Annotated in this window: 12 protein-coding genes; 7 read left to right on the top strand and 5 right to left on the bottom strand. The window is 68.9% G+C overall.

What is annotated here, in order from left to right:
* Positions 1-47 precede the first annotated feature (47 nt).
* The gene (locus AB0K11_RS11645; protein ID WP_364976119.1) at positions 48-1,148 is read left to right on the top strand and encodes a substrate-binding domain-containing protein; all 1,101 of its coding nucleotides are present in this window, start codon (positions 48-50) and stop codon (positions 1,146-1,148) included.
* Here the strand turns inward: AB0K11_RS11645 and AB0K11_RS11640 are convergent.
* Genes AB0K11_RS11640 through kstR form a run of 3 tightly spaced genes read right to left on the bottom strand, consistent with a single transcriptional unit; the run spans position 1,145 to position 3,535 of the window.
* Positions 1,145-2,077 (bottom strand): aminoglycoside phosphotransferase family protein, encoded by a 933-nt coding sequence (locus AB0K11_RS11640; RefSeq protein ID WP_364976116.1) that lies wholly within the window; start codon positions 2,075-2,077, stop codon positions 1,145-1,147. The genes AB0K11_RS11645 and AB0K11_RS11640 overlap by 4 nt on opposite strands.
* A gap of 43 nt (positions 2,078-2,120) precedes the next feature.
* Positions 2,121-2,909 (bottom strand): trehalose-phosphatase, encoded by a 789-nt coding sequence (gene otsB / locus AB0K11_RS11635; protein WP_364976766.1) that lies wholly within the window; start codon positions 2,907-2,909, stop codon positions 2,121-2,123.
* A gap of 20 nt (positions 2,910-2,929) precedes the next feature.
* The gene (gene kstR, locus AB0K11_RS11630; protein WP_264014724.1) at positions 2,930-3,535 is read right to left on the bottom strand and encodes a cholesterol catabolism transcriptional regulator KstR; all 606 of its coding nucleotides are present in this window, start codon (positions 3,533-3,535) and stop codon (positions 2,930-2,932) included.
* A 270-nt stretch (positions 3,536-3,805) separates the two neighbouring features.
* On the opposite strand from kstR, the gene AB0K11_RS11625 reads away from it, so the two are divergent.
* The gene (locus tag AB0K11_RS11625) at positions 3,806-5,914 is read left to right on the top strand and encodes an acyl-CoA dehydrogenase (RefSeq protein ID WP_364976763.1); all 2,109 of its coding nucleotides are present in this window, start codon (positions 3,806-3,808) and stop codon (positions 5,912-5,914) included.
* On the opposite strand, the gene AB0K11_RS11620 is transcribed toward AB0K11_RS11625, so the two are convergent.
* The gene (locus AB0K11_RS11620) at positions 5,911-6,447 is read right to left on the bottom strand and encodes a hypothetical protein (protein ID WP_364976113.1); all 537 of its coding nucleotides are present in this window, start codon (positions 6,445-6,447) and stop codon (positions 5,911-5,913) included. The two genes, AB0K11_RS11625 and AB0K11_RS11620, sit on opposite strands and share 4 nt — an antisense overlap.
* A gap of 36 nt (positions 6,448-6,483) precedes the next feature.
* Positions 6,484-7,551 (bottom strand): ferredoxin--NADP reductase, encoded by a 1,068-nt coding sequence (locus tag AB0K11_RS11615; RefSeq protein WP_364976110.1) that lies wholly within the window; start codon positions 7,549-7,551, stop codon positions 6,484-6,486.
* A 146-nt stretch (positions 7,552-7,697) separates the two neighbouring features.
* Between AB0K11_RS11615 and hsaA the strand changes: the two genes are divergently transcribed.
* The 5 genes from hsaA (at position 7,698) to AB0K11_RS11590 (ending at position 11,949) form a co-directional block, all read left to right on the top strand.
* Complete coding sequence (gene hsaA / locus AB0K11_RS11610) at positions 7,698-8,882, top strand: 3-hydroxy-9,10-secoandrosta-1,3,5(10)-triene-9,17-dione monooxygenase oxygenase subunit (protein ID WP_269892967.1); 1,185 nt, start codon at positions 7,698-7,700, stop codon at positions 8,880-8,882.
* Positions 8,883-9,773 (top strand): 4,5:9,10-diseco-3-hydroxy-5,9,17-trioxoandrosta-1(10),2-diene-4-oate hydrolase, encoded by an 891-nt coding sequence (gene hsaD / locus AB0K11_RS11605; protein ID WP_364976105.1) that lies wholly within the window; start codon positions 8,883-8,885, stop codon positions 9,771-9,773.
* Entirely contained in the window at positions 9,770-10,672 is a 903-nt protein-coding gene (gene hsaC, locus AB0K11_RS11600) for an iron-dependent extradiol dioxygenase HsaC (RefSeq protein ID WP_364976102.1), read from the top strand. Before hsaD ends, hsaC begins: the two co-directional genes overlap by 4 nt.
* A gap of 34 nt (positions 10,673-10,706) precedes the next feature.
* Positions 10,707-11,273, top strand: a complete 567-nt coding sequence (gene hsaB, locus AB0K11_RS11595; protein ID WP_364976099.1) for a 3-hydroxy-9,10-secoandrosta-1,3,5(10)-triene-9,17-dione monooxygenase reductase subunit — start codon at positions 10,707-10,709, stop codon at positions 11,271-11,273.
* A 382-nt stretch (positions 11,274-11,655) separates the two neighbouring features.
* Entirely contained in the window at positions 11,656-11,949 is a 294-nt protein-coding gene (locus AB0K11_RS11590) for a hypothetical protein (RefSeq protein WP_364976096.1), read from the top strand.
* The last annotated feature ends 2 nt before the right edge of the window (positions 11,950-11,951 follow it).

The following is an 11,951-nucleotide window of genomic DNA, read 5'->3' as shown; positions in this document are numbered from 1 at the left end:
CCGCACCCACCTCGCGATCGACGGTGCGTCCGCTAACCTGACACAGCATGTCCAGGAGTCCGCACCCGCGCCGGCGGGCGACCCTGGCCTCGCTGGCCGCCGAACTCAAGGTGTCGCGGACCACGATCTCCAACGCCTACAACCGCCCCGACCAGTTGTCGTCGGACCTTCGTGACCGAATCTTCGCCGCCGCCAAGCAACTCGGCTATCCCGGGCCTGATCCGGTGGCCCGCTCACTGCGCACCCGGCGGGCCGGCGCGGTGGGGTTGATGATCACCGAGCCGCTGAATTATTCGTTCAGCGATCCGGCGGCGCTCGATTTCGTTGCCGGCCTTGCCGAATCGTGCGAGGAAGCCGGACAGGGCCTGCTGCTGGTGGCCATGGGTCCCAACCGCAGCGTCGAGGACGGTTCGGCCGCGGTGCTGGCCGCCGGGGTCGACGGCTTCGTGGTGTACTCCGCCTCCGACGACGACCCGTACCTTCCGGTGGTGCAGCAGCGGCACCTGCCGGTGGTGGTGGTCGACCAGCCCAAGGACGTGCCAGGCCTGTCGCGGGTCGGCATCGACGACCGGTCGGCGATGCGCCGGCTCGCCGAACACATTGTCGGGCTGGGTCATCGGGAGATCGCTCTGCTGACGATGCGGCTGGGCAGGGAGCCGCCGAACGGCAGCGTCCAGCCGGCGGTGGCCGACCCGCAGCGGTTGTCCACACCGCACTTCCACGTGCAGCGCGAACGCGTCAACGGGGTGTACGACGCCCTCGCCGCAGCCGGACTGTCACGCGAATCGTTGACCGTGGTGGAGAGTTACGAGCACATGCCCTCCTCGGGCGGGGCCGCCGCCGAGGTGGCGCTGGCCGCCAATCCGCGACTCACCGCGTTGATGTGCACCGCCGACGTGCTGGCGCTTTCGGCGATGGATCACCTGCGCGGCCGCGGCATCTACGTGCCCGGCCAGATGACCGTGACAGGTTTCGACGGCATCCCCGACGCGCTGCGCCGCGGCCTGACCACCGTGGTGCAGCCCAGCATGGACAAGGGCCGGCGCGCAGGCAGGCTGCTGCACCACCCGCCGCGCTCGGGACTGCCGGAGGTCGAGTTGCTCGACATCGAGCTGATCCGCGGCCGCACGTCCGGCCCACCCGCCTAATCGCGCGGTCGCGAACGCCACTCGTCGACCGTCGGCCGCAGCGCGTCGGCGAGCATCGGCAGCTGCGGCGCCAGCGCCAGGACGGCTACCGCGGCGAGCCGGCCCGCGGCCTCGGTGAGCGCGAGCACCCGTTCGTCGAGCTTCCGCATACCCAGCCGCGCCGCGGCCGCGTCGTAGGCCGCCACCCCCTCGGCGCCGGCGAGCGCGAGGTCGGATTCGACGGCCCCGAGCGTGACCAGCTCGAAGTCCGACCAGTACTCGCCCGACGGGGTGGCGATCATGTTGTAGAAGGGGGCATCGCCGTGGATCGGTTGGACGTCCACGCCGGGGAATTCACGCTCGAACGCCGCGCGCGATGCGAAGACCGGCGCGATGTCGGCCCACTCCCGTTGCGCGCGAGCCACATCGGCGGTGTCGAGCAGGTCCGGTCGCCGCTCGAGCTCCGCGAGGCCCTCGGGGATGTAGGTGCTGAACTGCGTCCAGAATCCCAGTTCCGCTGCGTCGCAGTCGCGCAGCGCGGCATGCAGCCGCGCGGTCGCCGCGAAGCGCCGCGGCCAGTCCGGCTCGGCATCGGGTAACTCGTCGAGATACCGCCAGAACGTCATCGAAAAGCCATCGCGCTGAACGGGTTCGCGTGCTACGAGTGGGGACGGCGGCACGACCGGATGTCCGTGGTCGGCCAGCCACCCCGCCACCGCCAGCTCCGAGCGCTGCTGCGTCGCCTGCCGGTCGGGATCGGCGGCCAGCGACCGCGGCAGCACCGTGGGGACGCGAACCACCACCGGCGCAGGCGCCAGATGGACGATCACCGAGAAGACGTCGTAGAGCACTCTCGGTTCGTCGAACCGGATTCCGAGTGCGCGGCCGGCCGCGGAGGCCGCCGCGACGGCACGGTCGGTGCGCGCGGCGATGTCGTCGGGAGTCAGCATCGGCGCCAGTATGGCCGCCGAAGCGGCCGGGGTCGAACCGTTTTCAGCCGCGCCGCGCGGCCAGCAGATACCCGAGCGCCTCCGCCACATCCTCGGGTGAGTCCACCCGGAAACCCGCCAGCGAGTCGCCCGGCCCGACCTTCACCCCGACATCGCCGTCGCACATCCGGCGGAAGGCCTTCTCGTCGGTGACGTCGTCGCCGAGGAAGATCACCCCTGTCGCACCCGTCTGCTCGCGCAGGATGTCGACCGCCTCGCCCTTGTCGGTGGAGATCACCGCGAACTCCAGCACGGCCTTGCCCGCAGTGGCCTGCGCATCCCACCGGGTGGCCGCCTCCTGCGCGGCGGCCAGTGCGGCCTCACCGTCGGCCGGGCTCGCGTTGCGGACGTGCAGCGCCACGCTCGCCGGCTTCGTCTCCACGGTGACCCCCGGCCGGTCCGCGGCGATCTCGCGCAGTTCGGCGACGATCCGCTCCAGCAGGGCTTCGTCCACGTCATGGGCGAAGCCGGTGACATTCCCCGAGTCGCTGCGCTCCTGCCCTCCGGTGTCGAACTCAGCGCCGTGGCTGCCCACCAGATGTATCGCCGCGGGCATCGCCGACAGGTCGCGCAGCACCGCGAGCGCCCGCCCGGACACCAGCGCCGCGGCGGTTTCGGGGAGGTCGGCCAGCGCGGTCAGCGCCTCGGCGGAGGCGGGAAGCGCGCGAGCGGCGGACGGGTCGCTGACGATCGGCGCCAGTGTCCCGTCGAAGTCGGAGACGACGAGCAGGCGTGGGGTGGCGGCGAGGCCGTCGAGCGCGCGGGTCAGGTCGGCAGGGAGCACGGAGACCATCATTCCCGCGACCGCTCCGCTCAGATCTTCGGGTGGTCCCCGTCGCCGATCAGCAGCCGCACCGCGAGGTCCAGCCGCTTGCTGACGTCGGTGGCCGACGCCCGGCGGGTCAACCAGGCCAGCAGGTTGGACAGCCACACGTCGGAGATGACGCGGGCGATGTGGTACTGGTCCTCGGTGGGTTCGCCGTCGCTCATCGCGCGGGCGAACATCGAGTCCATCAGCTTGCCGACGTGGTCGACCTCACCGGCGGCCGAGGCGTCGGCGAACACGAACGCGCGGGTCATTGCCTCGGTCAGCAACGGGTTGCGTTGCATGGCGCGGTTGAGCTTGCCGACCATGAAGTTCAGCCGCTGGTACGGGGTGCCGCCGGACAGCGCGGCGCGGTCGGTCTTGGCATCGATGCGTTCGAACTCCCGGCCCAGGGCCGAGACCAGCAGATGCACCTTCGAGGGGAAGTAGCGGTAGAGCGTGCCGACCGCGACGTCCGCGCGTTCGGCGACGGCGCGCATCTGCACCGCTTCGTAGCCGCCCTTGGAGGCGATGGCCAGGGTGGCGTCGAGGATGCGTTTGCGGCGCTCCCGCTGCGCTTCGGAGCCGAGTTCGGATTCCGCGAGGACCGACACAGTCATCACCTCACGCGGCCGCGAGTCCGAGCCCGAAGATTGTGCTGGCGACGACATGCAGCGGAAAACCCCTTCATCTTGCGTATCCACCTGAAACGATACGCATGCCCAACCCCATTTTCTCACCTCAGTGTCGCTTCGGCAGCGACCTGTCCTGCTGTGATGCCGGTCGACTTGACGGTCGAACGCTGGCACCATTAGAACACGTTCTAGTGAGAAGTGAGTCCTTCTCGCCCTAGGCTAGGAGGCCGGTAGATGACCCAGTCGGTCATGTCGGGGTCGGAGTCCGGTACCGACGAGCAGTTCGCTGCCCGTGAGCTGGTACGGAGCTGGGCCGCCGGCTCGAATGCGGTGGGCGCGGCCCGTGACGTGGAGCAGGGTGACCGCGACGCCTGGAAGGCGCCGTATGCGGGCCTGGCGGAACTAGGCATCTTCGGTGTCGCGGTCGACGAAGACCTCGGCGGCGCCGGCGGCACGATCGCCGACCTGTGCGCGATGGTCGACGAGGCAGCGGCCGCCCTGGTGCCGGGGCCGATCGCCACGACAGCGCTGGCGACACTCGTCGCCCCCGGTGAGTGGCTCGAGGCGCTGATGTCGGGCGAACGCACCGCGGGCGTCGCGCTGGACACCGACGTACAGGTGGAGGGGACCCGGGTCTCCGGCGCTGCAGGCCACGTGCTCGGCGCCGATCCGGCCGGTCTGCTGCTGCTCACCGCGGGCGACCAGGTGCTGCTGATCGACGCCGCCGCGGACGGTGTGACGGTGGAACCGCTGACGCCGACGGACTTCTCCCGCCCGCTGGCGCGGGTGGTGCTCGACGGCGCCTCCGCCACCGAACTGCCGGTATCCGCGCGGCGGTTCGCCGACCTGGCCGCGACGGTGCTGGCGGCCGAGGCCGCAGGCCTGGCCCGGTGGCTGCTGCGCACCGCCACCGACTACGCCAAGGTGCGCGAGCAGTTCGGCAAGCCGATCGGCAGCTTCCAGGCCATCAAGCACATGTGCGCCGAGATGCTGTTGCGTTCGGAGCAGGCGTCGGTGGCCGCGGCGGACGCTGCCCGGGCCGCGGCCGAGGCCGACGACGACCAGCTGTCGATCGCCGCGGCGGTGGCGGCCGCCACCGGGATCGAGGCGGCGAAGGCCAACGCCAAGGACGGCATCCAGGTGCTGGGTGGCATCGGCATCACGTGGGAACACGACGCGCACCTGTATCTGCGTCGGGCGTACGGCATCTCGCAGTTCCTCGGCGGCCGGCCACGCTGGTTGCGGCGCGTCGCGACCCTCACTCAGCAGGGCGTCCGGCGCCGGCTGCGGATCGATCTCGACTCGGTCGAGCATCTGCGAGCCGAGATCGCCTCCGCCGTCGCGGACGTCGCCGCGCTGCCGGAGGACCGGCGCCAGGCCGCGCTCGCCGCGGCCGGCCTCCAGGCGCCGCACTGGCCGCCGCCGCACGGGCGCGGGGCCGGTCCGGCCGAACAGCTGCTGATCGACCAGGAACTGGCCGCGGCCGGGGTGGACCGGCCCGACCTGGTGATCGGGTGGTGGGCGGCCCCGACGATCCTCGAGCACGGCACGCGAGAGCAGATCGAGCGGTTCGTGCCGCCGACGCTCAGTGGCGAGCTGATCTGGTGCCAGTTGTTCTCCGAACCGGGCGCCGGCTCCGACCTGGCCGCGCTGCGCACCAAAGCCGTTCGCGCCGAGGGTGGTTGGAAGCTGACGGGGCAGAAGGTGTGGACATCCTCGGCGCACCGGGCGCAGTGGGGTGTCTGCCTGGCGCGCACCGATCCCGATGCTCCGAAGCACAAGGGCATCACGTACTTCCTCGTCGACATGGCCTCGCCCGGCATCGTGATCCGGCCGCTGCGCGAGATCACCGGCGACGAACTCTTCAACGAGGTGTTCTTCGACGACGTGTTCGTGCCCGACGAGATGGTGGTCGGCTCGGTCAACGAAGGCTGGCGGCTGGCGCGCACCACGCTCGCCAACGAGCGGGTGGCGATGGCCGCGGGCACCGCGCTGGGCAACCCGATGGAGGAGTTGCTGCGCACGGCAGGCGAACTCGAGCTCGACGTCGCCGAGCAGGACCGCCTCGGCACCGTGATCCTGTCCGCTCAGATCGGCGCTCTGCTCGATCAGAGGATCGCCCAACTCGCGGTGGGCGGTCAGGATCCCGGTGCGCAGTCCAGTGTCCGCAAGCTGATCGGGGTGCGACACCGGCAGGCGCTGGCGGAGTTCAAGATGGATCTGTCGGAGGGCGCAGGCGCCGTGCACAGCCCGCAGGTGTTCGAGTTCCTCAACACCCGCTGCCTGACCATCGCGGGCGGCACCGAACAGATCCTGCTGACACTGGCCGGTGAGCGCCTGCTGGGCTTGCCGCGCTAGTTGAACGAGGCCTGCGCGCAGGCGTCCGGCGACGTCAAGTTGACGCCTGCGTACACGACTTGGATGTGGGCGCACACGATCAGCGGGACGTCGTTCCTGTGCTGTCCCGTCCGCCAGTCCGTAGGCCAGGTGTTGCCCTGCAGAGTGAACTTCTCGGGCGGCCCGCCGCCGAAGTAAACCGTCGACATCTCGACGTAAGTCTGCGACTTGAACAGCCGGGTATTCGGCCCGACGAACTGAGTCTCGACCCAGACCCCGCGGTCCATGGTCCGCACCGTGGTGGTCTGCCGGCCGTACACGTCGCCGGGAAACCCGATCACACCCTCGGGGGTGCGCAGGTTGGCGGCAGTGTTCCACAGGCAGTTCGATTCGGCCGCAATGCAGTTCGCGGTGACGTGCATCTCGAGCGTGGTGGTGGGATTCACCGGAATGGAGGAGTGGGCCGTGTCGATCGCAGCGGATGCGGCCGGACTCGGTGCGATGAACATCAACGCCGACATCCCCGCCAGCCAGCCCGTCAATCGCTTGGTCACGTTGTTCCCTTCGGTGCGACGGATGATAGCCCTTCGTTACTCGTCGTAAGTGACTTCAACCGATTCCGACCGCGGCAGCGCCTGGCATCCCAGGATCAGGCCCTCGTCGAGGTCGGTCTGCTCGAGCACGTCGTTGATCGGCATCTCGACGTCCCCGCTCTTCTTGAGCACCGCGCAGGCGCCGCAGTGACCCTCGCGGCAGGAGAACGGCGCATCGAGTCCCTTGTCGAGCAGGACGTCGAGCAGCTTGGCGTTGCGCGGCCACGTCACCTCGTGGGTGGCGCCGTCGAGTGTCACCACCGCCGTGGCGGGGCCTTCGTCGCTGTCGTCCTCCTCGATCACCACCGCGGCGAACGGGTCGGACTCGAGCGACTTGAACACCTCGAGGTGGATGCGGTTGTCGGCGGTGCCCGCGCTGCGCAGCGCCTTCTCCGCGGCGGTCATGAACGGTCCTGGGCCGCAGATGTACGCGTCGTGGCCGGCGTACGGGGCGATGAGGCCGGACAGCGCGGCCGGGTCGGGCAGGCCCTGCACCGTCTCGAGCCAGTGCACGACGGTCAACCGGTCGGGGTACTGCGCCGCGAGGTCGCGCAGCGCGCCGCCGAATATCACCGACTTCTCGTCGCGGTTGGCGTAGAGCATGACCACCTTGCCGTTGCCCTCCACCAGCGCCGACTTCAGGATCGCCAGCATGGGGGTGATCCCGCTGCCCGCGGCGAGCAGCAGGAAGTCGCCGTCCAGCGTCTTGGGCACGAACGTGCCCGACGGCGCGAGCACGTGCAGCCTCATGCCGGGATGCGCGTGGTCGCACAGCCAGTTCGACGCGTAGCCGTCGGCGGTGCGCTTCACCGTCACGGTCAGCGGGTCATCGGTGAACGGCGAACTGCACAGCGAGTAGCAGCGAGCGACCGAACCGGTGCGGTCGCTGGGTACCCGCAGGGTCAGGAACTGCCCGGGTGCGTACCGCAGCCGCTCGGCGGGGATCTCCGGGTCACCGGGCCCGTCGGGCACTTTGAACACCAACGAACGCGCGTCGGCGGTCTCCTCGATCACGTCGGCCACTTCGAGCTCGAGCACGTGGCTGCCGAGCGGCTCGTCCGTCACGTCGCCTCAACCCTTCCGTCGCGTAGAATTAGAACAGGTTACAGAAATGCATGTGCGCAGGTCCAGCCGCCACAGGAATACGCTGCTCGACACAAATCGTAACGTGTTCTAATCTTTGTCCAGCCCTACTTCCGGGAGGCACTCCAGTGACGTCCATTGAACAGCGTGACGTGCAGTCGGTCCTAGCCGGCATCGACGATCTGCTGCCGCTGATCGCCAAGCGCGCCCAGTCCGCCGAGGAACTGCGGCGCCTCCCCGACGAGACGATCAACGAACTCGACGAGGTTGGCTTCTTCAAGCTGCTGCAGCCCGAGCAGTGGGGCGGCCTGCAGTGTGATCCCACCGCCTTCTACGAGGCCGTCCGGCGGATCGCCAGCGCGTGCGGGTCCACCGGCTGGGTGAGCTCGATCATCGGCGTGCACAATTGGCATCTGGCGCTGTTCGACCAGCAGGCCCAGGACGAGGTGTGGGGCAGCGACCCGACGGTCCGGGTGTCCTCGTCGTACGCCCCGATGGGCGCGGGCACCGTCGTCGACGGCGGCTACCTGGTCAGCGGTGCATGGCAGTGGTCGTCCGGCTGTGATCACGCCACCTGGGCGTTCCTCGGTGGCCCGGTGATCAAGGACGGCAGGCCGGTCGACTTCGGCAGCTTCCTGATCCCGCGCAGTGACTACCGCATCGACGATGTCTGGAACGTGGTGGGGCTCAAGGGCACCGGCAGCAACACGGTGGTCGTCAAGGACGTCTTCGTCCCGCGCCACCGGTTCCTGTCATACCGTGCGATGAACGACGGCACCGCGGGCGGCTACGAGAACAACACCGCGCCGGTCTACAAGATGCCATGGGGCACCATGCATCCCACCACGATCAGTGCGCCGATCATGGGGATGGCCTACGGCGCCTACGACGCGCACGTCGAGCACCAGGGCAAGCGGGTGCGCGCGGCGTTCGCAGGCGAGAAGTCCAAGGACGACCCGTTCGCCAAGATCCGGATCGCCGAGGCCGCAAGCGACATCGACGCCGGCTGGCGTCAGCTGATCGGCAACGTCCGTGACGAGTACCAGCTGCTGCAGGCCGGCCAGGACATCCCGTTCGAGCTGCGCGCCAGGGCCCGCCGCGACCAGGTGCGCGCCACCGCCCGCGCCATCGCCTCGATCGACCTGCTGTTCGAGGCCTCGGGTGCCACCGCGCTCAACCTCGACCAGCCCGTGCAGCGATTCTGGCGCGACGCACACGCCGGCCGCGTGCACGCCGCCAACGAGCCCGAGCGGGCCTACCTGATCTTCGGCAACGACGCGTTCGGGCTGCCGCCGCAGGACACGATGGTCTAAATGACGTCGTACATCAAACAGGTCGAGACCCAAGCCGAGGTCACCTTCGAGTCGACATCGCGGTACGCGCAGGTGGCCGACGACATGAAGCTGCACTACCACGAGGCGGGCGTCGGCAACGGCGAGACGATCGTGCTGCTGCACGGCGGTGGTCCCGGTGCGTCGAGCTGGTCGAACTTCGGCCGCAACATCGCGGTGCTGGCCAGGCACTTCCACGTCCTCGCCGTCGACCAGCCGGGGTACGGCTACTCGAGCAAGCACACCGAACACGAGCAGTACAACCGCTACAGCGCGAACGCGCTGCTCGGCCTGTTCGACCACCTCGGCATCGAACGCGCTGCGCTGGTGGGCAACTCGCTCGGCGGCGGCACCGCCGTGCGCTTCGCGCTGGACAACCCGAAGCGGGCAGGCCGGCTGGTGTTGATGGGCCCCGGCGGTCTGAGCGTCAACCTGTTCGCTCCCGATCCCACCGAGGGCGTCAAGCTGCTGGGCCGCTTCACCCAAGACCCCACCCGCGAGAACATGGAGCGCTTCCTGCGCATCATGGTCTTCGATCAGAAGATGGTGACGCCCGAACTGGTCGACGAGCGGTTCGCCATCGCCAGCCAGCCGGAGTCGCTGGCCGCCGCGCGGGCGATGGGGAAGTCGTTCGCCGGGGCGGACTTCGAGCTCGGCATGATGTGGCGCGAGGTGTACAAGCTGCGCCAGCCGGTCCTGCTGATCTGGGGCCGGGAGGACCGCGTCAACCCGCTCGACGGAGCCCTGGTGGCGCTCAAGCAGATTCCCCGCGTGCAGCTGCACGTCTTCGGGCAGTGCGGCCACTGGGCGCAGCTCGAGAAGTTCGACGAATTCAACAAGCTCACCATCGACTTCCTGGGAGGTACACGATGAGCATTCGTTCTCTGGGGTACCTGCGCATCGAGAGCGCCGACGTCGGCGCCTGGCGCGAGTACGCACTCAAGGTCCTCGGCATGGTCGAGGGCAAGGGTGCCACCGAGGGCGCCCTCTACTTGCGGATGGACGAGTTCCCTGCCCGCCTGATCATCGTTCCCGGCGAGCAGGACCGGCTGCTGGAGTCGGGCTGGGAGACCGCGAACGCGGCTGCGCTGCAGGAGATCCGCAACCGGCTCGACATCGAGGGCACGCCGTACAAGGAAGCCACGGCCGCCGAACTCGCCGACCGTCGCGTCGACGAGATGATCGTCTTCGACGACCCGTCGGGCAACACCCTCGAGGTGTTCCACGGGGTCGCGCTGGAGCATCGTCGTGTCGTGAGCCCCTACGGCCACAAGTTCGTCACCGAGGAGCAGGGGCTCGGCCACGTGGTGCTGACCACCCGCGACGACGCCGAGACGCTGCACTTCTACCGGGATGTACTCGGCTTCCACCTGCGCGACTCGATGCGACTGCCACCCCAACTGGTGGGCCGTCCCGCCGACGGCGCGCCGGCGTGGCTGCGGTTCCTCGGCGTGAACCCGCGGCACCACAGCCTGGCGTTCATGCCCGGCGAGACACCCAGCGGCATCGTGCACCTGATGGTCGAGGTCGAGAACGCCGACGACGTGGGCCTGTGCCTGGATCGCGCGCTGCGGCGCAAGGTCAAGATGTCGGCGACCCTCGGCAGGCACGTCAACGACAAGATGCTGTCGTTCTACATGAAGACCCCCGGCGGCTTCGACGTCGAGTTCGGTTGCGAGGGGCTCGAAGTGGAGGACGACGACAGCTGGATCGCTCGCGAGAGCACCGCAGTCAGTCTGTGGGGGCACGACTTCAGCGTCGGCTTCAAGTAGCGATGAGCGCTCGCGCGAAGATCCGAGGTCTGTGATGGCGGCCGAGCCCATCGATCCACGCACGTTCCGTCATGTGCTCGGTCAGTTCTGCACCGGCATCACGATCATCACGACGGTGCATGAGGACGAGCCGATCGGCTTCGCGTGCCAGTCATTCGCGGCGCTGTCGCTCGACCCGCCGCTGGTGCTCTTCTGCCCCACGAAGGTGTCGCGGTCCTGGCAGGCGATCGAGGCCAGCGGGAAGTTCTGCGTGAACGTGCTGCACGAGAAGCAGAAGGACGTCTCGGCGCGGTTCGGGTCGAAGACCCCGGACAAGTTCGCCGGGATCGACTGGCGGCTCTCCAAACTCGGCTCGCCGGTGATCGACGGCACGCTCGCGCACATCGACTGCACGGTGGCCTCGGTGCACGACGGTGGCGATCACTTCGTGGTGTTCGGCGCGGTGCACTCGCTGTCCGAGGTGCCGAAGAAGAAGCCACGTCCGCTGCTGTTCTACCGCGGCGAGTACACCGGCATCGAGCCCGACAAGAACTCGCCGGCGCAGTGGCGCGACGACCTCGAGGCGTTCCTCACCGCCACCACCCCCGACACCTGGCTCTAGCCCGCACCTGATTCCCGCGAGTGTGCGTGTCTGCCGGCGACACGCCGCGCGGAATCCAGCAATTGCGCACGCTCGCACAGTGATGACAGTGCGCCTCGGCAAAGACGTGCGGCGGACGGACTCTGTTGTGTCAGCAAACGAATGCCCGATCGGGTAGCCGATCCTCCTGCGCCGTTGCCCCACGGACGCCGAGACGTAACCGCGGCGTCATGCATGTGCCGGTGTGCGGGCGAAGCGACCCCGGCCCGTTCCGGATCGTTTGCATACTGGCCTCTGCAAATAGCAACGCGCAGTGGCGTTCCCGACGCTTGTGTCGGTGCGGTGCTGCTGTCAGCCTTATGGCAGTAGGGCAGGGGAACACAGGTATTCAGGGGGCATCGAAATGACTATTCTTGCAACGCAATCCGAGGAGCCGGACGAAGCCGTCGACACCATCGAGATGGCCGTCGTCGTACAGGCAACGGCCGCAACGGTGCTCATCAGTGAACAGCAGGTGCTGTTCGCAACATCGGCGGCCGGGTTGGATGCGCCCCGTCGCAGGCGGCGGTGGTCGGTGCTGCACGCCTGGCTGACCTCGACGCCGACGCCGCGCACGCCGCGTCGGCGCCACCACCCCTCTCGGCGTGCGGCTTACATGGAGCACGCTGCGATGTCCCGGGAGATGCACCGGCTCTGACG

The organism is Mycobacterium sp. NPDC050551, from assembly GCF_040674075.1.
Lineage (GTDB): Bacteria > Actinomycetota > Actinomycetes > Mycobacteriales > Mycobacteriaceae > Mycobacterium.
Note: the sequence above shows the minus strand (reverse complement) of the source record. Positions and strands in the feature narration are given on the sequence as shown.